Source organism: Streptomyces sp. NPDC050388, from assembly GCF_040655635.1.
GTDB lineage: Bacteria > Actinomycetota > Actinomycetes > Streptomycetales > Streptomycetaceae > Streptomyces.
Genome location: NZ_JBFAKH010000092.1, coordinates 1 through 25,893 on the forward strand (window position 1 = coordinate 1; position 25,893 = coordinate 25,893).

Sequence of the window (25,893 nt, forward strand, 5' to 3'; positions counted from 1 at the left end):
GTGCCTCTGAAGCAAGCCCGCAGCCTGTCGACAGAGCTCACGGCTCCCGATTCGGATGGCGATGCCTCGCTTCGGTGCCCATTAGGATTCGGACCCGTCAGCTCCCCCTTTTTCAGGGCCCGCATGTTCACCGGGTCGATCGCACACCGCGACCAGTCCAGGTCGCCGCGGGCTCCGAGCTCATCGAGGACCAGGTGGTGGAGCTTGGCCCGGACCCCGACCTTCGTCCACTCGGTGAACCGACGGTGGGCCGTCGCACCGGACGGCCCGAACTGATTCAGGCCGCGCTCGTTCTTCGTGGCCTGGAATGCCTCCTCGATCGCTCAGCGCGTTCCAGTTGCCCGGCCGACCGCAGGCATAGGCGGAACTCCGGGGGCGCCCGCGCCTCGCCGTTCGCAAGATCAGGGAAAGCCAGGTGAGACGCGTGAGGACCGGCACACGTCCGGCGCACCGGACGGTATGTGCTCCAGCACAGGGGGACGCTCGCTTCCCTGTGCTGCGAACGGATCGTGCCTGCCTGCGCTTTGGCTTTGACTGGGGACGCGTCGGCCGGTCACTGCCCGGCGCGTGATCCGTCGGTCAGGAGGACAATGATGTTGCATCCGAACCTTGTGGTAACCGGCCGTGTCCGGGGCAAGTCGGTTTTCGTCGACGAGCAGCCGCTCGAACCCGCGCAGACCCCGGCCCTCCCCGGCCTGGAGATCTTCCTTGCCTGGGGAACGGCGGACGGCGGGGCGTCACATGCCGAGACCGAGCCCAAGGCGCTCCTCGCCCCGTACTTTCCCGGGGCCGGCGGCACTCGCCTGCTGCTGGTGACCTGGCCTCCGGCGACCGCCGACGAACCCACCGACCCGCAGCCCGCAACACCTTGGGCCGAGGAGATCCTCGCCGGTCTGGCGGCCACCGTCGAGAAGGATCACCCCGGTATGCACACCAGCGCCACCCTGGATTACGGCGTCGTCCTGTCAGGAGAGATGTGGCTGGAACTGGACGACGGAGCGGAGCGTCGCCTCCCCGCGGGAACCTGTGTGGTGCAGCGGGGCACCAGGCACCGCTGGAGCAACCGTGGCACCGAGCCCGCCACGATGGCCTTCGTCCTCATCGGTGCCGCCGAGGGCGCGCAGTGACCGGGCCGGCGGGGCTGGAGCTGGACGCATCAGCCCTGGGAGGTTTCTGCCGCTGGCTCCGGGAGAACCGTGACCTGGACTTGTCCGACTACGGAGAGCTGCACCGCTGGTCGGTGACCGACCTGCCCGGTTTCTGGTCCGCCGTGCAGCAGTACCTCGACGTCCCTTTCCGGACCGCCTACCGGGAGGTACTGGCGGAGGAGCGGATGCCCGGAGCGCGCTGGTTCCCCGGTGTCCGCACCAACTACGCCGACGGACTGCTGACGGACGGCGATCCGCAGGAACCGGCACTGATCACCGTCCGCGAAGACGGCAGCGCCGAAGCCCTGGCCACCGGGGAGTTCCGCCGCCGGGTGGCGGCCCTCGCCCGCTCCCTGACCTCACTCGGAGTCGGTGTGGGCGACCGCGTCGTCGGCTACCTGCCGAACACCGGTGAGTCGGCAGTCGCCTTCTACGCGGCCGCCAGCATCGGCGCGGTCTGGGCCTCGGTCGGCTCGGACTACGGACCGGACGCCGCGGCGGCCCGGTTGGGCCAACTGACGCCGAAGGTGCTGATCGCTGTCGACGGATACCGCTACGCCGGTGTCGACCGGGACTGCGGGCCGGCCGTGGCGACGCTGCGGGAGGCAATCGGTCCCGCTCACACAGTCATCGTGCCCCGGCTCGGCTCCACGGTGGCGCCGGACTGCCTCGACTGGCGGAGACTGACGGCGGGCGAAGCCACCCTGGAACCCGTGGCCGTGCCGTTCGACCACCCGCTGTGGGTGCTGTTCTCCTCCGGGACCACCGGCATCCCCAAGGGCATCGTGCACAGCCACGGCGGCGTCCAGCTGGAGATGTACAAGACCCTCAGGCTGCAGTGGGACCTCGGAGTCGGCAGCCGGCTGCTGTGGGCGACCTCGCCGAGCTGGGTCATCTGGACGCTGCTGGTCTCCGCGCCGCTGGTGGGAGCCACCGCGGTGCTGTACGACGGCAGCCCGACGTTCCCTTGCACGGCAGGACTGTGGCGGGCGGCGTCCGCGCACCGGGTCACGCACTTCGGGACGAGCCCAGGCCTCCTGGCTGCCTGCGAACGTTCGGGGATCTCCCCCGGCCGGCTGTGCGATCTGTCTGCTCTTCGGCAGATCATTGCGACCGGCTCGCCCGTACCGCCCTCGGCCAATGTGTGGGTGTCCGCGCACGTCGGGGACCAGGTTCCCCTCGTCGCGATCAGCGGCGGAACCGACGTGGTGGGAGCATTCGTCGGCGGTGCGCCGACCGTCCCGGTGGTCCCCGGTGAGATCTCGGCCCCCTGTCTGGGGGTCAAGGTCGAGGCATGGGATCCGCAGGGACGGACCCTGGTGAACGAGGTGGGGGAACTCGTCGTGACCCGCCCGATGCCCAGCATGCCCGTCGCGTTGTGGGGCGACGAGTCCGGGGAGCGCTACCGGCAGGCGTACTTCGACGCCTACCCCGGCACGTGGCGGCACGGCGACTGGATCACCATCACAGACCGGAACTCGGTTGTGATCCACGGCCGATCGGACGCCACACTCAACCGCAATGGCGTCCGTATGGGCAGCGCTGACATCTACGCAGCCGTCGAGGACCTCCCCGAGGTCCACGAAGCGCTCGTCATCGGAGCGGAACTGCCCGACGGCGGCTACTGGATGCCCCTCTTCGTCGCCCTCCGCGACGGCGTGGAACTCGACGACAGCCTGCGCGACCGCATCCGTCGGGCAATCCGGCGACAGGCTTCGCCACGACACGTACCCGACGAGATCGTGGCGGTGCCGGCCATCCCGCACACGAAGACGGGCAAGAAGCTGGAGGTCCCGCTCAAGCGGATCCTCCTGGGCGCGGAACCCGGTGCCGTGGTCGCGCCCGCTGCCGTGGACGCCCCAGAGGCACTGGACTTCTTCGTCCGGCTGGCCGAGCGCCGGTCGGCGCGTGCGTGACCTGGCCCCGGCGGCCGCCCGCGCAGCATCACAGGCCGCGGCCGGCCGCGACGCGGACCGACCCCATCCGACGCCCTCACCCGGAAAGCATGGACATGGACACGAAGAAGGTGGACCGTCTCGGCGTGGTCGGCTGCGGGCTGATGGGCTCCGGCATCGCGCAGGTCGCCGCGGTCGCGGGACTGGACGTCCTCGTCGCGGAGGCGAGCCGCGAAGCCGTCGAGGCGGGCAGGCGCCGGATCACCGCCTCTCTGGACCGAGGCGTGCAGCGGGGCGAACTCACCGAGGAACAGCGCGAGACGGCGCTCGGACGCATGGCGTTCACCACCGATGTGGGGGACCTGGGCGACCGGCAGTTCGTCATCGAGGCCGTGGTGGAGCACGCCGAGGCCAAGAGCGAGGTCATGCGGGCCCTCGACAAGGCGCTGGCCAGCCCCGACGCCATCCTGGCCACCAATACCTCCTCCCTCCCCGTCGTCGACCTGGCGGTGGTCACCCAGCGACCCGCACACGTTGTCGGCGTGCACTTCTTCAACCCGGTTCCGGTCCAGCGGCTGGTGGAGGTGATCCCCGCGGTGACCACCAGCAAGGAGACCTACGCGCGCGCCCGTGACTTCGTCACCGGCCGGCTGGGCAAGGAGGTCATCCGTGCTCCCGACCGCTCCGGCTTTGTTGTGAACGCCCTGCTCGTGCCGTACATGATGTCCGCGGTGCGCATGCTCGAATCGGGATCCGCCTCGGCCTCGGACATCGACCGGGGCATGGAGCTCGGCTGCGCTCACCCCATGGGCCCGCTGCGCCTGCTCGACTTCGTCGGACTGGACACCGCGCAGGCCGCGGCGGAATCCATGTACGAGGAGTACAAGGAGCCCCTCTACGCTCCCCCCGCTCTCCTGCGCCGCATGGTCGCCGCCGGCCACCTGGGCCGCAAGAGCGGTCGAGGCTTCTACGACTACGCCTCCTGACGCTCCGCACACGGCACTCGTCCGCTGTCCGAAAGGAAACCCTCCATGCCCGCAGAACCCATCGTCGTGGTCGATGGTGCCCGTACCCCGGTAGGCAGCTTCGGTGGTGCCTTCAAGGACACCCCGGCACATCGGCTCGGTGCCGTGGCCGCCCGCGAGGCCCTCACCCGTGCGGGGGTGGCGCCCGAAACCATCGACGAAGTGGTGATGGGGTGCATCGGCCAGGTGGGCGCGGACGCCTACAACGCACGCCGGGTTGTGGGTGCGACCGGCGCCATCCTCACCCTGCGGCTGGCCAAGGACCTGGCCCGGCGCGACCTGGAACTGGGCGTCGTCACGATGTGCATCGGCGGCGGACAGGCACTCGCCGCCCTCTTTCGCCGGGTCTGATCCGAAGAGCGTCTCCGCCGAGGCCGGCCCCTGATCCACCTACCACGCCCGCCCCCGCCAGTCGGGACCCGTCCGCACGGAGAGGAGCGGCCGACTGCCTTACGGTGGGTCTGCGGCGGGACGGGCGGGCCGGCCCCCGAGGAGAAGAAAGACATGACGCGGCACACCTTCTTGCGGCTTCTGGCCGAAGGAGCCCCGGCCGTCGCCTACGAGGACGCTCTGCGCGTGGCCCTGGCGGCCCCCGGGGCAAACAGAGACGAACTGTTGAGCGAGTACCACCTCGCGCTGCTGCTGCGCGACCGGTTCGACGTCCAGCAGGCCCGGCACGAGGCTCAGCGGGCCCTGCTGACCTGCGCGACGGAGCTGGTCGAAGTCACCAGCGACGTCGACAGGGTGCTGACCTCCATCGTCACCCGTGCACAGCAGCTGCTGAACTGCGACCTCGCCTATCTGAGCCTCAACGACGCCGAGCGCTCGGAGACCTACGTGCGGGTCATGGTCGGAGCGACGACCGGCGACTGGAAGGACGTGCGGATCCCCTTCGGCGTGGGTGTCGGCGGCAAGGTCGCCGAGTCGGCCGCGCCCTTCGCCACGCCCGACTACTTCCGCGACGAGCGCCTCGACCACGACGCCGCCGTGGACCAGTCCGCGCGGGCCGAACGACAGGTGGCGATCCTCGGCGTCCCGCTGGTGCACCGCGGTCACGTCATCGGTGTCCTCTACGCATCCAATCGGACAGCCGGCGCCTTCCCGCCGGAGTCGGTGCTCCTGCTCAGCTCCTTCGCCGCCCTGGCCGCCGTGGCGATCGAGCGAGCCCAGCTCCTCGACGACAAGGAACAAGCCCTGCGAGACGCCCGGAGGGCCAACGCCGCGCTGGAAGAGCGCACCCGCGCCACTGCCCGCGAGGTGGCCGCCCACGACCGCAGCATGGACCTCGTCCTGCAGGGAGGGGGCTTGCAGGAGGTCGTCGACGCCGCACGGACTTTCCTCGGCGGCTGCTTGGCCGTCGTCGACGAACTGAACGCCCCGATCACGTGGACCGACGGCACACCCGAGGACCGGCTTCACGCAATGATCACGGCAGCCCACCGCCCGAGGACGGGTACCGGGCGCAGCGAACACGTCGACGGCTGCTGGGTGACGGTTCTGACCGCGGGCAACAGTTCCCTCGGTGCCCTGGTCTGGGCCCCGGAGACACCCACGGAGGACACCACTGCTGCCGACGTGCGCCTGCTGGAGCGCACAGCGGTGGTGGCGGCGTTGCTGCAGCTGTTCACCCGCAGTCTCGCCGCGGCGGAGGCACGCGTGCGTGGCGACCTCCTCGACGACCTGCTGAGCGGCACCGCACGGGCCGGAACGGCGCTGGACGAACGTGCCCAGCGACTGGGCTACCAGCCGCACGGACCCCATACGGTCCTCGTCACCCACGCACCCGCCCGCCAACTGCCCCTCCTGTCCGCGGCCACGGCGGAGACGGCGGCGTCACACAAGGGCCTCAGCACGGTCCGGGACGGCTTCGCGGTGCTGACACTGCCCTCGTCGGACGCGGCACTGACCGGCAGGCAGATCGCCGGATCGCTGTCCCTCCGTCTCGGCACCCCGGTCACCGTAGGGGCCGCCGGGCCCGTCACCGAGCCCGGCGGCCTCCCGAGCGCCTACGGGGAAGCCCTGGCCTGCGCTCAGGCGCTGCTGCGGCTGGAACGCGCGGGAGACTCGGCGACCGTCCGGGAACTGGGTTACACCGGCCTGCTGCTCGGAGGGACGGCCACGGCCAGCGGTTTCGTCGACCGCATGCTCGGGCCGGTCGTCCGCCACGACGAACAGCGTGCCACCGAGCTGCTCACCACCCTGGAGACGTACTTCGCCACGGGACGCAGTCCGGCCCGAAGCGCGGACCACCTGCATGTGCATCCGAACACCGTCACCCAGCGACTGGACCGCATCAAGCGCCTCCTCGACCTCGACTGGTCCGACCCGGACAAGACACTGGACCTCCAGCTCGCTCTGCGTTTGAACCGGGTACTGCGGCCGCATTCCGCCGACCGCGAGCACGGGCAGCAGTAGCCGCCCGGCCCGCCCGGGCTGCTGCTGCTGCACGCTGCGGCCTCAGAGCAGAAGACCGATGCCGGCCACGGCGGCGAACGACGTGAAGCCCATGAGCGTCGTCATGACGGTCCATGACCGCAGGCTGTCCTTCTCGGGTATCCCGAACAGCCTGGTGACGAGCCAGTAGCCGGCGTCGTTGACGTGCGAGGTCGAGATGGCTCCGGCACTGATCGCGACGACCAGGGCGGCGACCTGTCCGTCGGGCAGCCCGGCTTTCTCCACGAGGCCGGCCACGATCCCGCCGGCCGCCACGGTGGCCACTGTGGCGGACCCCTGGGCCAGTCGCAGCAGGTAGGCGATCACGAACGCCAGGAGGATCAACGGCAGGCCCGACCCGGCCAGTCCCTCGGCCAGGATCTTCCCGATCCCACTGGCGGTGAGCACCGACCCGAACACGCCGCCTGCCCCGACGACGAGAAGGATCATGCCGACCGGACGCAGCGCGCTGTCGGCGACCTGCGTGAGGTCCGTCCTGCTCCAGCCGTATCGGGAGCTGAGCACCACCATGGCGAACAGCACGCCGATCAGCAGGGCGATCAGCGGCGACCCGACGAATCCCGCGACCTTCGTGAAGGTGTTGTCCGCGCCGTCGATCAGCAGCGAGGAGAACGTCTGCACCAGGATCAGCCCGATGGGCACGGCGATGATGGTCACGACCGTGCCCAGGCCCAGCGCCGATGCGCCGGCGGCCGGTGGGGCGAGCGCCGCCGCATCCTCGTGCCGGCCGGTAGCGCCGAACGCGGGCTGGAGGACCGGAACTTCGATACGCCGGGCGATCCACCTGGCATAGACGAAGCCGACCAGGCACGCCGGTACGGCACAGACCGCTCCGATCAGGACGACCAGACCGATGTCGGCGCCCATCAGTCCGGACGCGGCGACCGGGCCGGGGTGCGGCGGCAGGAGACCGTGCACGATCGCCAGGCCGCCGGCGGCGGGAAGCGCGTACCAGAGCATGCCTCTGCGCCCGGACGCAGCAGCGGCGAAGACGAGGGGAGCGATGACGATCACACCGACGTCGAAGAAGACCGGAATGCCGAAGATGATGCCGGTGAGTCCCAGCGCTGCCGGCGCCCGACGCTCACCGAACCAGCCCAGCAGTCGGTCGGCCAGCACGCGTGCGCCGCCCGAGACCTCCAGCAGTTTGCCCAGCAGTGCGCCGAGCCCCACGATCGGCGCGACGTGGGCGAGTGATTTCCCGACACCGTCCTCCATGGCCGGCACGATCGCGGCGAGCGGTATCCCGGCCGCGAAGGCGACCACCGCGCTGACCAGCAGGAGGGACACGAACGGCTCGACCCGCACACGGATGATCAGGAAGAGCAGGACGGCGATGCCGATCGCGGCGACGGTCATGAGATAAGCCGGCGACGACGTCATGAACGCGCCCCCACGAGGTCCGAGCACGGCTCGTGCACGGAGGGCCGGGACACCCGGGCCACCGCGGCGCTGTGCGCGTCGGTCAGGCAACGGCCCATCAGGTCGTGACCGACCGGATACTCAGTCAGTCCAATATCTTCGGGCACGCCCATCGGCGGCATAGGAGTCTCCTTTGACTGCTCCGGTCGAACAACACCGGACCTGCGGCTCAAGCTCGCGACGAGGCTAAGTAGCGACCGCGGCAGAGTCTGCGGGCCCGGACCCACAACCGCAGAGCGCTCTGTGTGCTGGAGGACATCGACAGTCCGACGACGGCTTACGACTTGGTTCGCGATGCCGCTGTCGGCAGTTGGGCGCCGCTTCGTCCAGGAGCCGGCCGTGACCGGACGCAATGCGGTGGCAGTGGTTCCCGAGCTCCGGCTCGCGTGGTACCGGTCTTCTCCCGGTGCCCGTTGCGGTGGTTGGTGCGGGTGTCGGTGCGTTCGCCCCACTCGGTGCCGATCCCGGCGGTGGCCTCGGCCTCGAACAGTTCCTGCAGCAGCCGCTCGGCAACTTCGCGGACGAGTTCAAGACCATCTGCCGAACGTAGTGACTCAAGCAGGCGGAGCAGGTCATGCCGGGGCGATGCCACCGGGCACCCCCTTGGAATGAACTGGCCGTTCACCAAGGACAGTTGCACGGCGGCCTGCCCCGTTTTCAGGGAGCATTCTCACCGGCAGTCGATGCACGCGAGGGCACGGCAGCGGCGCACTTCCCAGCCAAGATCAGCTACACCACGCCGTGGGGCACCATCCGGCGTCCTTGGCCGTGCCCCGGCGCAGCAGGAACGCAGGCACGGACAGCAACGCCCGGGTGGCCCGATACCACAGCGAGATGACCACTGGTGCAGCATCCCAGCCACCGCCGGGAGGGCTTGCCGCGAACTCCCACCTGCAGCGATGACTTGACGAGCCCCGCACCCGCACGTGCGGGTCGATCTCTGCCTCCTGTTTCCGGCCTCGGGACCGGTAAGGCCGCATGTTCATGTGTCCCGTGTTCCTCGATCAAGCAGTCCGGCCTGTGACGCCGGTTGTCCCCAGAGGGCCTGCCGGGGCGTCCCGCGACACCTGCGACCGGTGCAGGGCGTCAGGGGTTCGTCGGTCCGGATCGGCCAGCCAGTGGTGGACTGCGAGCGCGGTGGTACGGGCATGCTCTTCCACCATGGTGAAGTGGTCTCCGGGCACGGTGACTTCGGTGTGCGGAAGATCCCATACCGGGGCGGGCTCCGCGCCGGGCAGCGGGTCCCGGGCCCGTACGAAGAGGGTGGGGGAGACGAGCCGCAAAGGCTTCCAGCCGGCGAAAAGCTCGAAGTACCCGGCCATGGCGGTGAGTCGGTCAGGAGCGGTCGGGAGGAACTTCGCCGCCCGGTGCAGCATGTCCGACGTCATCGCGGAGAGCGTCTGCCCATGGTCGTCGTCACTGCTGGGGTAGGTGTCCAGCAGGACTACGGCGAGCGGGGCGGAGCCTTCGGCCTCCAGCCGCTCGGCCACGGCCTGGGCCACCCAGCCGCCGGCCGAGCGGCCCAACAGGACCAACGGTCCGTCACCCGCGGCCGCACGGACGGTGGCGGCCTGGGCGGTGACGAGGGCGTCCAGCGTGGCCGGCAGCGCCTCCCCGTGCCCGAACCCCGGATGCCGCACCGCCGCGACCGGCCGCAGGCCCCGCAGTCCGGCGCCGAAGCGCGCGTATTCCTGGGGTCCCGAGAGCGCACTGAGAGCGGGGAAGCAGATCAGCCGGGGCCCCGCGCCGCCCGGTGCGAGCGTCACAGGATCGAGTGCCGCACCGGGCGCCCCGGCGCTGTCGAAGGCCGGGCGGAGGCGTGCGGCGATGGTGAGCAGCGCCATGCCGTCCCAGGTCCGCCCCCGGTCGCAAGCGGCGCGGAAGAGCGCACCCAGGGAATCCGAAGCACCTCCGGTGTCCGGCGCGTCCCCGGCCCGCGCCGGGGCTTGCGGTGGACCGGCCGTCCCCGGACCGCCGGGAACCCCGTTGTCCGCCGTTCGGTCGGGGCCGCCCGGGTGGCCGATGGCATCCGGCCGTTCGAGGACGCCGGGGTCGCCGGGGGCACCGGTGACGCCGGGAGGAGTCGCCTCCCGGGCGTACCGCTCCGCCAGTTCGGCGGCAACCGTGCGCGGGTTCGGGAAGTCGAACAGCAGCGTGGGCGGCAGCGTCAGCCCCGTCAATGTCGCGAGCAGGTTGCGCAGGTCGACCGCGGCCAGGGAGTCGAGCCCCCGGTCTGCCAGCAGGTCGTCCCGGTCGATCGCGGCCGCCCCCTCCGGGTGACCCAGTACCGAGGCCGCCAGGGCCCGCACCTCCGTGAGCAGCAACGCGCCCCGCTCGCCCGGGGAAGCGGCCGCCAGCCGTCGGCCGAACAGGGCCCCGCCCCGGCCGCCCGTCCCCGCCGCACCGGGGACGGGCGGCCGGGACCGGCCCGCCGCCGGCTCGCCGCCGCCCAGGACGGCCGGGGTGAGGCGGGCTGCCACCACCACCGGGTCGTCACCGGCCACGGCGGCGTCGAAGAGGGCCAGACCCTCGTCCGCCTCGAGCAGGCCGAATCCCGAGCGGGCCATCCGCCGAAGGTCCGTGTCGGTGAGGTGCGCCGTCATGCCCTCGCTCTGCCGCCAGGGACCCCAGGCGATCGACGTACCGGGCAGACCGAGCCGTCTCCGGTGCCGTGCCAGGGCGTCCAGCACGCAGTTGGCGGCCGCGTAGGTGGCCTGACCGGCGGAGCCGAAGGTACCCGCCACCGAGGAGAACAGCGCGAACATGGCCACGTCGCGCCCCGGGTCAGCTCGTGCAGGGCGAGGGCGGCGTCCGCCTTGGGCCGCAGCACCCGCTCCAGACGGTCGGCGGTGAGCGCCGGGAGGGTGCCGTCGTCCAGCACCCCCGCGGTGTGCACCACACCGGTCAGCGGACGGTCCGCCGGCACCGAGCCGAGCAGGGCGGAGAGCGCCGTCCGGTCCGCGACGTCGCACGCCCGGACGGTCACCTCGGCGCCCGACTCGCCCAGTTCCGCGACGAGTTCGTCCACCCCCGGTGCGTCCGGTCCGCGTCGGCCGGCAAGCAGCAGACGCCGGGCGCCATGGGCGGCGACCAGGTGCCGTGCCACCAGCATGCCCAGGGAACCGGTACCGCCGGTGACCAGGACGGTGCCCCCCGGATCGAGCCGCCGGGACCGCCGTTCCCCCGTCGGCTCGGCCACCCGGACCAGCTTCGGTACGTACGCTGTTCCCCGTCGTACGGCTGTCTCCGGCGCCACGGCGGCCAGCAGGACGGGGAGGAGACGCACGGAGTCGGGGTGATCGTCCATGTCGACCAGGGCGAACCGGCCCGGATTCTCCCGCAGGGCCGAGCGGACCAGCCCCCACACCGGTGCGTGGGCCGGTGCAAAAGCGCATCCACCGGATGCGCCGGAACCCCCGGAACCGGCGCCACCGTCAACCGGACCACCATCGTCCGGGGTGACGGCGCCGGAAGTGACAAGGACGAGACAGGAGTCCGCCGGGCGAGGTTCGGCGAGCCACTCCCGTACCAGCTCCAGTGCCCAGCCCGCCGCCCACCGTGTCTGCGCCGCCGGGTCCTGTGCCCCGCCGACCGTGTCCGGTGGTGGTGGGCACGGTGCGACGAGGACGGCCGGTGACGCGCCGTCCGCCGCCAGGTCGGCGTAGACCGGAACGCCGGAACCCCGGGGCGCGAGCACATCCACCGGCCGTGTGCCCGCCGTGCCCAGGACGCCCCACGGGGGCACCACCGGAGGTACGGGCGGCTCGGGCAGCGGCACCCAGTCCATCCGGTGGAGAACCCCAGGGACCGGATCCACCGTTCCCGATCCGGTACGCGCAAGGGGCCGGAGCGTCAGCGAACGTACCGCGGCCACCGGCGCACCCGCCGCGTCGGTCAGCTCCACCCCGGCCCGCCCGTCCGGCCCGGGAGTGATCCGCACCCGCAACCGCCGCGCGCCGGCCGTGTGCAGGCGCACCCCGCCGAAGGCGAACGGCAGGAAAACCCCACCACCGTCCGTCCTGTCCGTTCCGGCACGGTCCGCCGTGCGCCCGTCGAGCGCCAGGGCGTGCAGCGCCGCGTCCAACAGCGCCGGATGCAGGACGAACGCCGGGCCACCCGCATCCGGGAGCGGGGCCCCGGCGGCCTCGGGCAGCGTGACCTCGGCGTACAGCTCCTCCCCGAGCCGCCAGGCGGCGCGCAGGCCCCGGAAGGCGGGGCCGTAGCCCAGCCCGCTTCCGGTCAGCCGCTCGTACGGGTCGGCACCCGGACCGTCGGCGTACAGCGGCACCGCGCCCGGCGGCGGCCAGGGCGCGGCCCCTGTCCCGGTCGCGGCCGCAGCCGCTCCGCGGTCCGCCGACTGCCGCTCCGGCACGAGCCTCCCGGAGGCATGCCGATGCCAGGGCCGGTCACCCGTCGGCGTGTGCGGCCGGGCATGGAAGAGCACGGCCCGCCGTCCCGCACGGTCCGGCCCCGACACCTTCACCTGCAGTTCGACCGTGCCGTCCGCAGGCAGCGACAGCGGCGCGGTCAGGGCGAGTTCGTCCAGGACGGGCGCGCCCGCCGACTCACCGACGTGCAGGGCCATCTCCACGAAGGCGGCCGCCGGCAGCAATACCGTCCCCGCCACCACGTGGTCGGCCAACCAGGGCTGGTCGTGCACCGAGAGCAGCCCGCTCAGCAACAGCCCGTCGTCGTCGGCCGTCGCGGTACGGGACGACAACAGCGGGTGGGCCGGGGCGTCCGGTGGGGGAGTGGCCCGATGCCGCGGGGTGGCGTCGAGCCAGTACCGGCGGCGCTGGAAGGCGTACGTGGGCAGGGTGACGCGCCGACCGCCGCGCCCGGCGAAGACGGCCCGCCAGTCGACGGGTACGCCATGGGTGTGCAGCGCGGCCACAGTGTCGAGCAGGGCGTCCGCCTCCGGCCGCGCCCCGCGCAGGGTCGGCAGGACCAGCGGCGTCGGGGTCCGCTCGCCGGCGGGCGCTCCGTCCGTGCCCGGGCCCGCCAAAGCCGCTCCGGTCGCGGCGAGGTTGCTGCGGACCAGGCCGGTGAGCACCCCGTCCGGCCCCAGTTCGACGTAGTGTGCCGCGCCCCGGTCCTGGAGATACGCCACGGAATCGGCGAAGCGTACCGGGCGGCGGACATGGCCCACCCAGAACTCCGGTGAGCTCAGCTCCTCCTCGGTGGCGGCCCGGCCGGACACGGCGCTGACCAGGGGAATCCGCGGCGCGGCGAAGGAGAGGCGCCGCACCACGTCCGCGAAGTCGGCCAGCATGGGTTCCATCCGCGCGGAGTGGAAGGCGTGGCTCACCCGCAGTGGCGTCGTGGACCGGCCCCGCTCCTGGAAGTGCGCGATGGTCCTTTGCACCGCGGTCTCGTCCCCGGAGACGACCACCGAGGCGGGCCCGTTGACGGCGGCGACCTCCACCGCACGCCCCGTCCCGGCGAGTCGGGCGGCCACTTCGGCCACCTCGTCCGCGTCGGCGGCCACGGCGGCCATCGCACCGCCCGCAGGCAGCGCGTCCATCAGCCGGCCCCGGGCCGCCACCAAGGTGCAGGCGTCCGCGAGGGACAGCACCCCGGCGACATGCGCCGCGGTCACCTCGCCCACCGAGTGCCCGGCCACCAGATCCGGGCGCACACCCCAGGTCTCGAGCAGCCGGAACAGGGCCGTCTCCAGGGCGAAGAGCGCCGGCTGCGCGAACCGGGTCGTGTGCAGGAGCACGTCCGTCTCCGTGCCGGAGCCGGCGAACACGACGTCCCGCAGCGGCACCGGCAGCAGCGGGTCGAGCAGGGAGCAGCTCTCGTCGAACGACCGGGCGAAGCTCGGATGGAGTTCCCGGGACTCGTACAGCTCACGTCCCATGCCCACGCGTTGGCTGCCCTGGCCGGTGAAGAGCAGGGCCAGCGGGCCCCGGCGACGGGACGTGCCCGTCCGCACCCCGGGCCGGCTTTTCCCCTCCGCCACCGCCCGCAGGGAGGCGAGCAGTTCCGCACGGCCCCGGGTCACCACCACGGCCCGGTGCTCGAAGGCCGTGCGGGTGGTGGCGAGCGAGTACCCGATGTCCACCGGCGCCGCGTCCGGGTCGGCGGCCACCTGGTCGTACAGCCGCCGCGCCTGGGCCCGCAGCCCCGGCCCGCTCCTCGCCGACACCGGAACAGCCGCGGACGGCGGCACCGCCCCGCCATCGACGCGGCTGCCCCCGGCCCCGTCGTCCGCCACGGAAACCGGCGGCGGGGCATCCCGGTCCGCCGGGGCCTCCTCCAGCACCACATGGGCATTGGTGCCGCTGATGCCGAAGGAGGACACCCCCGCCCTGCGGGGGCGGTCCGTCCTCGGCCACTCCACCTCCCGGGTCAGCAGCGCCAACCGCCCCGACGACCAGTCGACCCGGCTGGTCGGTTCGTCGGCGTGCAGCGTCCGCGGCAGCACGCCGCGGGCCATCGCCTGCACCGTCTTGATCACGCCCGCCACCCCGGCGGCGGCCTGGGTGTGACCGATGTTCGACTTCACCGAGCCCAGCCAGAGCGGATGCTCCCGCGGCTCCCGCCCGTACGTCGCCGAAAACGCCTCCGCCTCGATGACATCGCCCAGCCGGGTGCCGGTGCCGTGTGCCTCCACCGCGTCGATGTCCCCGGGGGCCAGCCCCGCGTCCGCGAGGGCCTGCCGGATCACCCGCTGCTGCGCCGGGCCGTGCGGTGCCGTCAGCCCGTTGCTCGCCCCGTCCTGGTTCACCGCCGAGCCGCGGACCACGGCCAGCACCGGAAGCCCGGCGCGGCGCGCCTCGGACAACCGGCTCAGCAACAGCATGCCGGCGCCCTCGGCCCATCCCGTGCCGTCGGCGGACGCGCCGAACGCCTTGCAGCGGCCGTCCGGGGCCAGCGCCCGCTGCCGGCTGAACTCGACGAACGACGAGGGCCCCGACATCACTGTGACCCCGCCGGCCAGCGCGAAGGAACACTCGCCCCGGCGCAGTGCCTGGGCCGCCAGATGCAGGGCCACCAGGGACGACGAGCACGCCGTGTCCACCGTGACGGCCGGGCCCTCCAGGCCGAAGGTGTAGGCGATACGACCTGAGGCGACGCTTCCGGCGCTGCCGATGCCGAGGTAGCCCTCGACATGCTCGGGCACCTCTGTGAGACGGCCGGCGTAGTCGCTGTACATCAGCCCGACGTACACCCCGGCCGACGAGCCGCGCAGGGTGCGGGGAACGAGACCGGCGTGCTCGAGGGCCTCCCACGCCACTTCGAGCAGCAGCCGGTGCTGCGGGTCCGTGGCCAAAGCCTCGCGGGGGGAGATGCCGAAGAAGCCGGGGTCGAAGCGGTCCACACCGGAGAGGAAGCCGCCCTCACGCACATACGTCCGGCCGGAGCGCCCGGGGTCCGGGTCGTACAGCGCCTCCGTGTCCCAGCCCCGGTCGGTGGGGAACGGACCGATGGCGTCCCTCCCGTCGGCCACCAGCCGCCACAGCTCTTCGGGGGAGGTCACGCCCCCGGGATAACGGCAGGCCATCCCCAGGATCACCACAGGATCGTCGTCCGACCGAGCCGCGCCTCGGTGCGCGATCCCGGCTCCCGACGGTGCGGTGGCGCTCCGCGAACGGAGGTGGGCGGCGAGCGCGGCGGCCGTGGGGAAGTCGAAGGCGACGGCCTCGGAGAGCGGGAGGCCGGTCGCCGCCGACAACCGCTCCCGCAGCACCGTCACCGTCAGCGAGTCCATGCCGAGATCGCGGAGCGCCGTTCCGGACTCCACCGCCTCCGCCGTACAACCGAGCACGGCCGCAGCCTCGTTCCGCACCAGGGCCAGCAGGTCCGCCGTCGGCTCCTCGACCGCCCCCGTGCCCAGCGTCCGTGCGGGCCGGTCGGCGAGGGCGTGCCGCCGCACCTTTCCGGAGGCGGTACGGGGAATGTCCTCCACCTCGTACAGTTCGACGGGCACCTTGAAAGCGGACAGTTCCGCACGACAGGCGGCGAGGACCGCCCCCCTGTCCGGTACACCGCTGCCCGGTGCGGGGACCAGGTAGCCGACCGGCACCTCGCCGAAGACGGGGTGCGGGCGTCCGGCCACGGCGGCGTCCGCCACCCCGGGCAGCCGCCGCAGCACCGCCTCCACCTCCGAGGGGTGGATGTTCGCCCCGCCCCGGATGATCAGCTCACTCGCCCGGCCGGTGATCACGAGTTCGCCGGAGGCCTCGATCCTGGCCAGGTCGCCGGTGCGGAACCAACCGTCGCGCAACACCTCGGCGGTGGCCTCCGGCCTGCCGTGGTAGCCGGCCATGACTCCGGGCCCGCTCACCCACAACTCGCCCTCGCCGGTGTCCTGTCCGTTCGCGCCACCGTCGATCCGGACCCGGGTGCCGGGCAGCACCCGGCCGCACGACCCGGCCGCAGATGTGCTGCCCGGTGCCGCCATGGTGACCGGACCCGCCTCGGTGCTGCCGTAGTGCTCCAGGTAGGGGGTCCGGCAGATCGCCTCGAAGGACCTCCGGAACTCGGGCCCCACCGAAGCGCCCCCGCTGATGCAGCCCCGCAGCGCGGGCGCCCTGAGCCCGCCGCCCTCCTCCCCGTCGCCCTCCTCGTTCCGGACCGCGTCGAGCAGGGCCGAGTACGTCGTCGGCACCCCGCCGAGGAGAGTGTAGGGGGCGTCCGTACGGCGCAGTTCGCCGAGCACCTCCGCCACCGAGAACCGGGGCGGGAGGACGGCGCTCGCCCCGGTCGCGGTCACCCCGAGGGCGCAGACCACCTGGCTCATGGCGTGGTGGAGGGGCAACGGCCACAGCACCCGGTCCCGTTCCGACAGACCGAGAACACCGACGAGGCCCGCCGCGACCGGCGCGAGGCGGTTGCGCTGGGTGGACAGTACTCCCTTGGGGGTGCCGGAGGACCCGGAGGTGTAGAGCAGCCACGCCGTCTCGTCCAACCCGAGATCGTCCCGGGCGGGCGTCCCCGGCTCCGTACACGCCAACTCCTCGTACCGCAGGACGCCGCCCGCCGCCCCGGCCCCGTCCGCCGGCGCTTCGGAGTCCCCGGACAGCGGAGTGTCCCCGTCCTCCTCACCGCCCTCGGCCACCACCACGATCAGCCCGGGGCGGGACAGCAGTCCCCGCCGACGCGCCAGCCGGGCCTCATCGGTGATGAGCACGCGCGCACCACAGTCCTCCAGCAGACGGGCCGACTCCGCCCCTGAACTGCCGGGGCCCAGCGGCACGCCCACCCCGCTCGCCCGGGTGACGGCGAGCAGGCTCTCGACCGCCTCGACACGGTTGCCGAGCAGGATGGCCACCCGTTCGCCCCGCGCCAGGCCGAGCCCCGTCACATGCCCGGCCAGCCGTCCGGTCCTGCATTCCAGGTCCCGGTAGGTCCGCCGCGTACGGCGGTCCTGGAAGGCGACCTTCTCCCCGAGGCGTCGGGCATGTTCCCGGAGCGACTCCGGCAGTGGCCTGATGGTGTCCGTGTCCGTACCCACTCGTTCCGCCCCTCCCGTGGACTCCTACGGAAGATGGTGGCGCGGTTCGCCAGGTTCCCCTGCGGCAGTGGCGCAGCGACCCTGCTCATTCCGTGGCGGGGCCCTGCCCTTGCCGAATACCTCATCCATGCAGGTGGGATCGGGTTTCGGGGTGCCGGCCGTGGCCGATCGAGTCGCCGCTGTCGCACGGCGGTGGTGGCGCGGCATGGTGATCGGTCGTGCTGCTGAGACCGGCGTACCTGGGTATGACGAACGCGTTCGCGATGCTGCGGCTGCTGCCGACGAGCGACCGTGAGAAGGACACCGAGATCTTGGCCCTGCGCCATCAGATCGCCGCCTTGGAGCGGCAGTTGGACGGTCAGCGAGTCCGGATGCACGCGGACGTCCTACAACGAGCACAGGCCGCACCAGGGCCTCGCGAATGCCTGCCCCCTCCACCCGCTGCCCGCTCCGATCGAGGCCCGGACCGGTCCGGGAGCCGGCCGGACGGACTCCGCCTGAACACGGGAGCAACGGTGCGCCGCTTCGCCCCGCGGTGGAGGCGGGGCGAAGCGGCGTACCTGGCCGGGGCGGTCGCTACGGATTCACACAACCGATCGTGCCCACCGGGAAGTTGTTGCCCGACGAGGTCGCCGTAAAGCCGAACGTCACACTTCCGTCGGGATTGATCACCCGATTGTGAGCGACGTTCCGTACCGTCACCGTGCCGTCGGATCCGGTGGTGAGGGAGCCGTTCCAGGCACTGCCGATCGTGGTCCCGGGACCGGGCTTCCACTGCACGGCCCAGCCGTTGAGCGGCGAGGTCCCGTGGTTCATCACCTCGACGGAGCCTTGGAAACCGCCGTTCCAGGAGTTCACCACGTTGTAGACGGCCATGCACTCACCGGTGTGGGGCGGGTCGGTCGGTGTCGGGTCCGGGGGCGGCGTGCTGCCCGAGCCCCGGATGCCGGTCACCTCGCCGTTGCCCCCGTCGAAGACGACGTCGGAGCAGGAGAAGAAGTTCTCCTGGCTGTCCGAACGCACCCACTGCATGAAGATCAGCGCGTCACCGGAGCGGCCGGAGGGCAGCTTCAGGTTCCAGTAGTAGTGGCCCCCGTTGGCACCCGGGGAGCCCTGCTGGGGCGGGTCGGTGACGGTCTGGATCAGCTCCAGGTCGTTCCAGCCCAGCCGGGACGTGGGCGACCAGCCGGGTTTGGTGATGTAGACCCGGAAGTCACCCGGGTGCGCAGCCCAGTTGCTGTACTGCACCTTGATCGTCGCTCCGGACGTCAGATGCGTGCGGGGCCAGTCGGAGCGGGCCGCGTTGTAGGCGGAGAAGTCGTACGGCGACCGGTCGCCGGCACTGCACAACGTACCGTCCGGCACATAACCCGGGCCGCGCCCGGCAGCCCGGGAGTCCAGGACGGCGAACCAGTTGTACAGGGCCGACGCGCCGCTCTGGTTCAGCGCGGCCCGGCAGGCGGGGTTGGTCGGGTCGAGTGCGCCGGTGCCGGTGATGGCGTCCAGCTGACAGAGGTAGGTGCGCGAACCGGGCATCATCGCCACGCCGTGCGCCTGCGCGTCCTTCTGCCAGAGGAAACTGAGACCGAGCCCTCCGAGGAGGGTCGCCAGTACCGCTGCCAGAGAGACCAGTCTGCTTCTCAGAGCCATGGAGTCTCCTGTCCCGATGCTGAGTTCTTCATGAGCGGTGGAGGGGTTGGAACCCCCGCCCGGCCGGGGCGGGCGCCAACCGGACGGGCGGGGGGCTTGGAGGGACCGTCCCGCGGCGGAAGCGGGACCGGCCGAGCGGCCGGTGCGTCGGCACCGGCCCTCGGTGCGGCTGTTCGCGGTGCGGTCCGGTCGGGGCCCGCCCCGTCGGCGCAGGGAGGGAAGAGCGGGTCCCCGGAGCGAGGGGGCACGGCGGGGCGCGGCCCGCCGTGCGCCTCACGCGGTCCGGCAGGCGGTGCCGTTCAGCCGGAAGGCGTCGGGCCGTGCGAAGGCGCCGCTGTAGGTGCCCTGGAAGCCGAAGCTCTGGCTCCCCCCGGCGGCGATCCGCGTGTTGCCGGCCGGTGCGGTCGCCGTGACCGCGCCCGAGGAGGGGGTGACGGACGCGTTCCAGGCGTGGACGATGTTCTGCCCGGAGGGCAGGGTGAAGGCGAGCCGCCAGCCCTCGACGACGGCCGGGCCGTTGTTGGTGACGGTGACGTTCGCGGTGAAGCCGCCCGGCCAGACGTTCGTGGCGTACGACACCGTGCAGGCGGCCGGGGCGCCGGGGTCCCCCGGATTCGAGCCGCCGCCCGTGTTGACGGTGGACGAGAACGAGTGCACGGCGAGTCCCGCGCCATTCTGCCAGGGCTCGAAACCGGCCTGAATACTCGTCAGGTACCAGTCGTTGCCAGCCAGTCCGCGCGCGACGGTCTCCCGGACGAAGTCCATCACGTCGAAGCTCCAGCTGCTGATCGCCGACGGCGCGACGAACGACAGCACGTCGTTGGTGCCGTTGCCGCCGGACCACACTTGCCAGGTGCGCCCGGCCACGGTGGCCGTGCCGACCTGCGAGCCGATCGGCTGGATCTGCCCCACCTTGTTGAACCAGATCATGATCTCGGTCCGGTTCACCCCGTCGGTCCGGGGCGTCGGGTCCAGCCAGATGTCGTACGAGGCGTTGTACACGGCGTTGTCGACGTAGCCGTACAAGATGCTGGTGGGGGCGTTCGCGATGCCGCTGATGCGCGCGGGGAGGGCGGTGCCCGGCGAGCAGTTGGTGTAGTGGCAGCCGTTGAAGACCGACGGGTAGGACTTCGGCGCGCCGTTGGTCGGCACCGAGCCGTCGGCCTGGGCGACCCGGAAGCCGGTGTCCGTGGCGGTGACGCACTGGGTGGCGCTGGTGCCCCAGCGGTTGTTCTGGACGACGTAGCGCCCCTGGATGACGGTTGATCCGTACTGTTCGCAGATCGTGGTGTCGGCCTGGGCCGGTGCGGTCGCGGTCAGCAGCGCCGCGAGCGCGGCGAGAGCGGTGAGGAGCGCGGCCGACGCGGTGCGCAGCGTGCGGGGGTGGTGCCGTAACCGTGGCATGTGGGGGACCTCTCCGGGAGGGTGTGCGGGGTTACCGGCGGGAGCGCTCCCGCCTCCCCATGGGTGGGAGCGCTCCCAATGGTGTTCCGGGAGGGGACTGTAGAAGGCGTTCATGTCCCTGACAACCCTGTGCGCGGCAACCCGTCGAATGCGTTTCGAAGGCGCTGGTCAGAGAGGTGATCCACTCGAATTCCGAATGCCGGGAGCGCTCCCGAAACATTCGGCGTGCACCGGGGGCGTGCCCGGCGGGCCGGGGGCGGCGGGTCGTCAGGCGGATCCGCGCAGCACCAGCTCCGTGCGGAGGATGACGTGCCGCCAGGCCACCGCCGACTCCTCCATTTCCTCCAGGAGCAGCCGCACCATCGTGCGCCCGATCTCCTCCAGCGGCTGACGCACCGTCGTCAGCTTCGGATCGGTGTGCTGTGCGAGCGGAAAGTCGTCGAAACCGATCACCGCGACGTCGTCCGGCACCCGCCGCCCCGCCGCGCGCAGGGCGCCCAGCGCGCCTGCGGCCATGGTGTCCGACGCGGCGAACACCCCGTCGATCTCCGGGGCGCGCTCGATGAGTTCGGCCATCGCGCGGTGCCCGCTGTCCGTGGAGAAGTCGCCCTCGACGGTCCAGGACGCCCTGCCCTCGGCACCCGCCCGCTCCAGCGCCTCCCGGTAGCCGCGCAGCCGGCACTGGGCCACGTACATGCCGGACGGTCCGGTGATGGTCGCGACCGCGCGGCGGCCGGTGTCCAGCAGGTGCGCCACGGCGCTGCGGGCCCCGCCGACGTTGTCGGCGTCGACGTAGGTCACACTCTCGTCCCCGGAGCGCCGCCCCAGCAGGACGGTGGGCAGGCCCACTTCGGCCAGCATGTCAGGCAGCGCGTCCTCGGCGTGCACGGACATCAGCATGACGCCGTCGACCCGGCCGCCGCGCGCGTACTCCACGAGACGCTGCCGCTCGGCGTCCGTGCGCACCAGGGTGAGCAGCAACTGCACCTCGGTCTCGGTCAGCGCGTCACCGACGGACCGCACGATCTCCGAGAAGAAGGGCTCACCGAACTGCCGCCAGTCCGGCTCCGTCATGACCAGCGCGACCGCGTCGGCACGCCGGCCCGCCAGCGTACGGGCCGCCAGGTTGGGGACGTACCCCAGTTCCGCGATGGCGCGCTGCACGACGCGTCGCGTCGTGTCCTTCACGCCCGCCGCGTTGTTGATGACGCGGGAGACGGTGCTCCGCCCCACACCGGCGAGCGCGGCCACCTCCTCGAGCGTCGGTGGACCCGGACGCCGCCTGAGCATGACCACCCCCACGAGATCACTTGATCCTACGGCCCCAGCCATGCCCGTATCGACCGTTCCCACAAACCCTCGCGACGGGTCGGCCTGTACATCATGGTGCCCCGCACAGGGTGCCAAGTACTCGCCGAACCGTTCCGGGTTCGACAGGGACTCTGATGTGCCCCGGTTTCCGCCGTATCCGATCCGTGGTGTGTGCGTGCTGCATCAGAGACAGAACTGCGCGCCACATTTCGCGCAGACAGAGGTGGATTTCGAGCCCGCAGTCGGGGGCTTCGCCTTCGAGGCGGCCCGAGAGTTGACGGTGGAGGACGAACCCGCCGAGGACTTGCCACGCTTCTTCGCGGCTGCCGCCGTGGGGATCGAGGAGCAGCCGAGCTCGCCCGAGCACGGAGTCGTGATGGCCGCTCGGGTGGTGCTGCGGCGTGCCCGCGCCGATACGTTCGGCTCTCACGAACCAGCGTTCAAAATCGCGGGCTGTCTCGCCGCCCGTAAGGCTTTGGAGGGTACGAGGTGCCCGCGACTCTGAGCGGTGCCCCTCGCGACGACGGGTAGCTCAATCTGCGCTGTCAGCCGGACCTCAAGTGACAACAGGCGTGCTGTCGGGGACGGGGTGACGAGTAGTGCGCTGAGTTAGTGACGACCATCGTTCTTCGGTCAAGCGAAGCCCCAGGTCAGCACCGGTCTTGGTAACAGCTTTCGTGCTTCGGCACACGCAGCTGTGCATCCGGCTGTGGGTGGGCGGATCACCGCCAGAGCCAGTGCCCAGGGCGGCGACCGGTGACCGGGCGCGCGGGCATCGGGTCGCCGGCGTTCGGGGTCGGCTCCGGCTCGGGCGTGGGTACGGCGGGTCCGGGGCTCCCGGCCTGGGGAGGAGGGCGGCGGCCTGCCCGTACCGTCCCCTTCGCCGACCGGTGCAGAGGCCGGCGAAGGGGACGGACGGGTGAGCGGGAAAGCGCGAAGGGGCCGGGCACCGGACACGCCGGCCCCGGGTGTCCGCGATTGGCTCGCGGTGAGGGGCATCATGTCCCTGGCCTGCTCGCGCGGTGGCGCGCGGGGGCCCGATGGCCCGGCTTCCGGTTCGCCGGGCGAGCCGCCCGCGGCACCGTGAACACGGCCCGCTGCGGGCGGCGAACGCGCCCGCCGGGGCGTGCGCGCGGGCCCGCCGACCAGCCGTAGGCGCCCGGTGAAGAGGACCTGGAGCCAACGTCAGGTCTTCGCTTTCACTGGGACGTTCTGCAGGAACGTCACCCGGTGAACGGCATCGCGTCACCGGCCGGGCCGGGTGCCCGGGTACCTGGCCCGCGGCCCGGCAGCACGACAAAGACCGGTTTCACCCGGGGTGTCAACGAACGACACGCCGCTGCTACGGGTGAGCGGACGCCAGAAAAGTCCCCCGGACGGCCTATCGAGGCATCAAGTCCACTACAGGAAAAGCAGTCTGATTGAGCGTCAGTACGCCATGACACGCCACACGGGAGCCCCCTGTGACCTGATTGGAGTCAATCCGCCGACTTTCCCTTACCTCCCGATATGACAGATATGGGAATCGGTCAGTACGTTCATCACGAGTCGGCTGCCAGCCGATTTCCCGAGACAGGAGAAACGCGTGATGAAGACTCGTCCCAACGTCGTTACCGCGGCCGTCGCGGCCGCCGCGGCCCTGGCCGCCACCGGTATCACCTACGCCTCGGCGTCCGCCTACGAGCCGGCCCAGGCCGCCCCCGCGATCCAGCAGGCGGCCGCCCCCGCCGCAGCCCCCCTGGGCGGCGAATCCGGCAAGGAGAACGAAGGCCGGGACTTCGAAGGCAAGGGCAACGAAGGCCGGGGCTTCGAGGGCAAGGAATTCGAAGGCCGGGGCTTCGAAGAGAAGGAATTCGAAGGCCGGATCCACATCAACGAGCGGTCGTTCTCCGCCCACCCGGGCGGCTGCGTCACCATCGTGAGCGGCCTGGGCTCCCGCAGCCTGAACATCCGCAACGACAGCTGGAGGACCGTCGAGGTCTTCCGCGGGGCCACCTGCGACAACGGTGCCCCCATCGCCACCGTCGGACCGCACAGCTCCAGCGACGGCGTGCACCCCGGACACGTCAGGGGCGGCGTCTTCGTCAAGAACGGAGTGGTGGGCAGCTTCCGGGTCGTCCACCACTTCGGCAAGCACGGCGGGAACGAAGGATTCGGCGGGAAGGGCGGATTCGGCGGACACGGCGGACGCTGACCGGACCGCCGCCTTGGCGCAGCACACAGACCCCGGCCCGCTGGAATCGGGCCGGGGTTCTGCCTGCAGCATCTCACCCCGAACATCCGCTTTCACTCACCCTCCCCGGGCACCCCGGCATAAATTCGGACAACGACGCCCTGTCGGCCCAGCCCCACCCGGAAGTGCATCCCGGCCGCTGGTTCAGCCGGGGGTCTGATGCAGGTTCGGGTGACAGGTGCGGTCACGCGGCCTGGAGGGCCGACATGGTCATGACGGTCTCGCATCCGATGGGGGCCAGCCGGCCGAGTCAGGCCTGCTTGCGGCGTCGGGTGTAGGTCCGCTGGATCCAGGTCACGATCGCGATCCGGAGTTCTTCGCGGGCAGCCCCGACCCGGCGGTCGAGGAGGTTCTTCTGCAGCAGGCCGAACAAGGACTCCATGGCCGCGTTGTCACCGGCAGCTCCCACCCTCCCTGTCGATCCGGCCATCCGGTGACGGTCGAGCCCCCGGACGCACTTCCGGGAGCAAAACTGCGATCCGCGATCGCTGTGCAGCATGCACCCGTCGACGTCTCCAGGGCGGCCACGGCCGGGCAGGACCTCACCCGCGCCTCGATGGAGCAGCCCACGATCCCGTTGCTGAAGGCCTCCTTGACCGCGCAGAGGCAGAGCTTGCCTTTGCCGGCGGCGTGCTCGGTGATGCCGGCGAGCCACAGCCGGTTCGCACGGGTCGCGGTGCAGTCACGGCGGACCAGGTCGTCGGGCACCGGTGGGCCGGCCTCCTTGCACGTGCCCCGCCTCGTGCCGGACACGCCCCACCAGCGGTTGTCCCGGCAGATCCGCCATGCGGTGCGGTCCGCCCTCACGGCCCCGGCGCCGCGCGCTGGGTGCGCAGTCGATCCCGGTCGGCCGGTAGCCGAGTTCGGCGAGCGCCTGCACGAGCGCCCCGTCGCCGGAGCCGATGTCGAGGGCGGGTCTCCCACGACCGATGCCCACCTGCCGGTTCAGGGCTTCCCGCTCCGGCGTATCCATGCTCCGGTAGCGCCGACCGGATTGCCACAGCGGTTCCCAGTGCTCGCCGGCCTCGCCCGCCTTGACCGGTCGGCGCGCTCGGTTGTGTTGAGGGGTGTCGACCACTGCGTTTCTCCCGTGCGGTGTCAAGTGGGTTCGGGTGCGCTCGGCGCGCTGCTCAGGGGCGCGAACCGCGCGTGCGGGGAGTGGCCGGCGGCTGTCCTCCCGGGCCGGCTCGGATCGCGGTCCGCGATGCGCTGCATGTGCTGGGCGAAGACCGCCTCCGCGTCGGGGTTCATACGCATCAGGGCGACCATGCCGGTGACGATGACGTCGCAGACCTCGGATTCGACGTCCTGCCAGGTGTGGGAACGGCCCTTGCGGGGGTTCTGCCCGGCTGCGCCGATGGCGGCTTCGGCGACTTCGCCGGCCTCCTCCTGGATCTTGAGGAGTTGGAAGAGGACTTGCTGTTCGCGGGGGAGCGTGGAGTGGTCGTCGAGGAGGTTGGCGAGGTCCGCGATCGTCTGCCAGGTGTCCGTCATGTGGGTCTCGATTCCGTGGGTGGGTCAGCGGTCCTTGGCCAGGGCGACGAGGTCGGCGAACTGGCCGCCGGCGTTCACCAGGTCGTCGTACGGGCCCTGTTCGACGACGCGGCCTTTGTCCATCACGAGGATGCGGTCGGCGAGCCGGGTGTTCTCCAGTTGGTGCGTGACGACGATCGTCATGCGCCGGGGTGCGAGGCGCTTGATCTGCGTGAAGATCGCGTGCTCGCCGCGGGCGTCCATCTGCGAGGTGGGCTCGTCCAGGATCATGAGCGGCGTCTGCCGGTACAGCGCGCGGCGAAGCCGTGCGCAAACAACCTCACGGTTCCGAATGGGCATTCGATTCCTCCATGGTCTCGACGTAGCGGAGAACTTCTTCCGCGCTGTGGAACCG

Annotated in this window: 16 protein-coding genes and 3 pseudogenes; 7 read left to right on the forward strand and 12 right to left on the reverse strand. The window is 71.7% G+C overall.

What is annotated here, in order from left to right; all coding sequences use genetic code 11:
* Window positions 1-86: 86 nt before the first annotated feature.
* A pseudogene (locus AB0I73_RS34120) lies at window positions 87-272 on the reverse strand (IS5/IS1182 family transposase); the annotation flags it as partial.
* A 318-nt stretch (window positions 273-590) separates the two neighbouring features.
* On the opposite strand from AB0I73_RS34120, the gene AB0I73_RS34125 reads away from it, so the two are divergent.
* The 5 genes from AB0I73_RS34125 (at window position 591) to AB0I73_RS34145 (ending at window position 6,483) form a co-directional block, all read left to right on the forward strand.
* The gene (locus tag AB0I73_RS34125) at window positions 591-1,127 is read left to right on the forward strand and encodes a cupin domain-containing protein (RefSeq protein WP_363043996.1); all 537 of its coding nucleotides are present in this window, start codon (window positions 591-593) and stop codon (window positions 1,125-1,127) included.
* Window positions 1,124-3,064 carry an acetoacetate--CoA ligase gene (locus tag AB0I73_RS34130; RefSeq protein ID WP_363043998.1) on the forward strand — a complete coding sequence of 647 codons (1,941 nt, stop codon included), beginning with the start codon at window positions 1,124-1,126 and terminating at the stop codon, window positions 3,062-3,064. The genes AB0I73_RS34125 and AB0I73_RS34130 overlap by 4 nt, the downstream gene beginning before the upstream one ends.
* A 95-nt stretch (window positions 3,065-3,159) precedes the next feature.
* Window positions 3,160-4,029 carry a 3-hydroxybutyryl-CoA dehydrogenase gene (locus AB0I73_RS34135; protein WP_363044024.1) on the forward strand — a complete coding sequence of 290 codons (870 nt, stop codon included), beginning with the start codon at window positions 3,160-3,162 and terminating at the stop codon, window positions 4,027-4,029.
* Window positions 4,030-4,074: 45 nt separating this feature from the next.
* Window positions 4,075-4,419, forward strand: coding sequence for a hypothetical protein (locus AB0I73_RS34140; RefSeq protein ID WP_363044000.1), 345 nt, complete (start codon window positions 4,075-4,077; stop codon window positions 4,417-4,419).
* 153 nt (window positions 4,420-4,572) lie between these two features.
* The gene (locus AB0I73_RS34145; RefSeq protein ID WP_363044002.1) at window positions 4,573-6,483 is read left to right on the forward strand and encodes a helix-turn-helix domain-containing protein; all 1,911 of its coding nucleotides are present in this window, start codon (window positions 4,573-4,575) and stop codon (window positions 6,481-6,483) included.
* 42 nt (window positions 6,484-6,525) lie between these two features.
* Here the strand turns inward: AB0I73_RS34145 and AB0I73_RS34150 are convergent, their stop codons facing one another.
* The 7 genes and pseudogenes from AB0I73_RS34150 to AB0I73_RS34180 all read right to left on the reverse strand — a co-directional run bounded on the left by AB0I73_RS34150 (window position 6,526) and on the right by AB0I73_RS34180 (window position 21,751).
* Window positions 6,526-7,905, reverse strand: coding sequence for a gluconate:H+ symporter (locus AB0I73_RS34150; protein WP_363044004.1), 1,380 nt, complete (start codon window positions 7,903-7,905; stop codon window positions 6,526-6,528).
* A gap of 316 nt (window positions 7,906-8,221) precedes the next feature.
* Window positions 8,222-8,584 (reverse strand): transposase, encoded by a 363-nt coding sequence (locus AB0I73_RS34155; protein ID WP_363044006.1) that lies wholly within the window; start codon window positions 8,582-8,584, stop codon window positions 8,222-8,224.
* Window positions 8,585-8,948: 364 nt separating this feature from the next.
* Window positions 8,949-10,709 carry a thioesterase domain-containing protein gene (locus AB0I73_RS34160; RefSeq protein WP_363044026.1) on the reverse strand — a complete coding sequence of 587 codons (1,761 nt, stop codon included), beginning with the start codon at window positions 10,707-10,709 and terminating at the stop codon, window positions 8,949-8,951.
* A gap of 74 nt (window positions 10,710-10,783) precedes the next feature.
* Window positions 10,784-17,407 (reverse strand): annotated as a pseudogene (locus tag AB0I73_RS34165) (beta-ketoacyl synthase N-terminal-like domain-containing protein); the annotation flags it as partial.
* Window positions 17,408-17,983: 576 nt separating this feature from the next.
* On the reverse strand, window positions 17,984-19,057 hold the full coding sequence (locus tag AB0I73_RS34170; protein WP_363044008.1) for a lytic polysaccharide monooxygenase: 1,074 nt from the start codon (window positions 19,055-19,057) through the stop codon (window positions 17,984-17,986).
* Window positions 19,058-19,330: 273 nt separating this feature from the next.
* Window positions 19,331-20,461, reverse strand: a complete 1,131-nt coding sequence (locus AB0I73_RS34175; protein WP_363044010.1) for a cellulose binding domain-containing protein — start codon at window positions 20,459-20,461, stop codon at window positions 19,331-19,333.
* Window positions 20,462-20,728: 267 nt separating this feature from the next.
* Window positions 20,729-21,751 carry a LacI family DNA-binding transcriptional regulator gene (locus AB0I73_RS34180; protein WP_363044012.1) on the reverse strand — a complete coding sequence of 341 codons (1,023 nt, stop codon included), beginning with the start codon at window positions 21,749-21,751 and terminating at the stop codon, window positions 20,729-20,731.
* A gap of 196 nt (window positions 21,752-21,947) precedes the next feature.
* Here AB0I73_RS34180 and AB0I73_RS34185 point away from each other — a divergent pair, with 196 nt between their 5' ends.
* Both AB0I73_RS34185 and AB0I73_RS34190 read left to right on the forward strand, forming a co-directional pair.
* Window positions 21,948-22,277 (forward strand): hypothetical protein, encoded by a 330-nt coding sequence (locus AB0I73_RS34185; protein WP_363044014.1) that lies wholly within the window; start codon window positions 21,948-21,950, stop codon window positions 22,275-22,277.
* Between the two features lie 1,083 nt (window positions 22,278-23,360).
* Window positions 23,361-23,966 (forward strand): hypothetical protein, encoded by a 606-nt coding sequence (locus AB0I73_RS34190; protein WP_363044016.1) that lies wholly within the window; start codon window positions 23,361-23,363, stop codon window positions 23,964-23,966.
* A gap of 289 nt (window positions 23,967-24,255) precedes the next feature.
* On the opposite strand, the gene AB0I73_RS34195 is transcribed toward AB0I73_RS34190, so the two are convergent.
* The 4 genes and pseudogenes from AB0I73_RS34195 to AB0I73_RS34210 form a co-directional block, all read right to left on the reverse strand.
* Window positions 24,256-24,435 carry a hypothetical protein gene (locus AB0I73_RS34195; protein ID WP_363044018.1) on the reverse strand — a complete coding sequence of 60 codons (180 nt, stop codon included), beginning with the start codon at window positions 24,433-24,435 and terminating at the stop codon, window positions 24,256-24,258.
* 252 nt (window positions 24,436-24,687) lie between these two features.
* On the reverse strand, window positions 24,688-25,083 hold the full coding sequence (locus AB0I73_RS34200) for a class I SAM-dependent methyltransferase (protein WP_363044020.1): 396 nt from the start codon (window positions 25,081-25,083) through the stop codon (window positions 24,688-24,690).
* A 20-nt stretch (window positions 25,084-25,103) separates the two neighbouring features.
* Entirely contained in the window at window positions 25,104-25,499 is a 396-nt protein-coding gene (locus tag AB0I73_RS34205; RefSeq protein ID WP_363044022.1) for a MazG-like family protein, read from the reverse strand.
* Between the two features lie 24 nt (window positions 25,500-25,523).
* A pseudogene (locus AB0I73_RS34210) lies at window positions 25,524-25,796 on the reverse strand (ABC transporter ATP-binding protein); the annotation flags it as partial.
* Window positions 25,797-25,893 lie beyond the last annotated feature (97 nt).

What these genes read in the sequence shown, in the direction of transcription:
- AB0I73_RS34125 (WP_363043996.1), top strand. Translation starts at nt 591, where the DNA reads ATGATGTTGCATCCGAACCTTGTGGTAACCGGCCGTGTCCGGGGCAAG.
- AB0I73_RS34135 (WP_363044024.1), top strand. Translation starts at nt 3,160, where the DNA reads ATGGACACGAAGAAGGTGGACCGTCTCGGCGTGGTCGGCTGCGGGCTG.
- AB0I73_RS34140 (WP_363044000.1), top strand. Translation starts at nt 4,075, where the DNA reads ATGCCCGCAGAACCCATCGTCGTGGTCGATGGTGCCCGTACCCCGGTA.
- AB0I73_RS34145 (WP_363044002.1), top strand. Translation starts at nt 4,573, where the DNA reads ATGACGCGGCACACCTTCTTGCGGCTTCTGGCCGAAGGAGCCCCGGCC.
- AB0I73_RS34150 (WP_363044004.1), bottom strand. Translation starts at nt 7,905, where the DNA reads ATGACGTCGTCGCCGGCTTATCTCATGACCGTCGCCGCGATCGGCATC.
- AB0I73_RS34160 (WP_363044026.1), bottom strand. Translation starts at nt 10,709, where the DNA reads ATGTTCGCGCTGTTCTCCTCGGTGGCGGGTACCTTCGGCTCCGCCGGT.
- AB0I73_RS34170 (WP_363044008.1), bottom strand. Translation starts at nt 19,057, where the DNA reads ATGGCTCTGAGAAGCAGACTGGTCTCTCTGGCAGCGGTACTGGCGACC.
- AB0I73_RS34175 (WP_363044010.1), bottom strand. Translation starts at nt 20,461, where the DNA reads ATGCCACGGTTACGGCACCACCCCCGCACGCTGCGCACCGCGTCGGCC.
- AB0I73_RS34180 (WP_363044012.1), bottom strand. Translation starts at nt 21,751, where the DNA reads ATGCTCAGGCGGCGTCCGGGTCCACCGACGCTCGAGGAGGTGGCCGCG.
- AB0I73_RS34190 (WP_363044016.1), top strand. Translation starts at nt 23,361, where the DNA reads ATGAAGACTCGTCCCAACGTCGTTACCGCGGCCGTCGCGGCCGCCGCG.
- AB0I73_RS34195 (WP_363044018.1), bottom strand. Translation starts at nt 24,435, where the DNA reads ATGGCCGGATCGACAGGGAGGGTGGGAGCTGCCGGTGACAACGCGGCC.
- AB0I73_RS34205 (WP_363044022.1), bottom strand. Translation starts at nt 25,499, where the DNA reads ATGACGGACACCTGGCAGACGATCGCGGACCTCGCCAACCTCCTCGAC.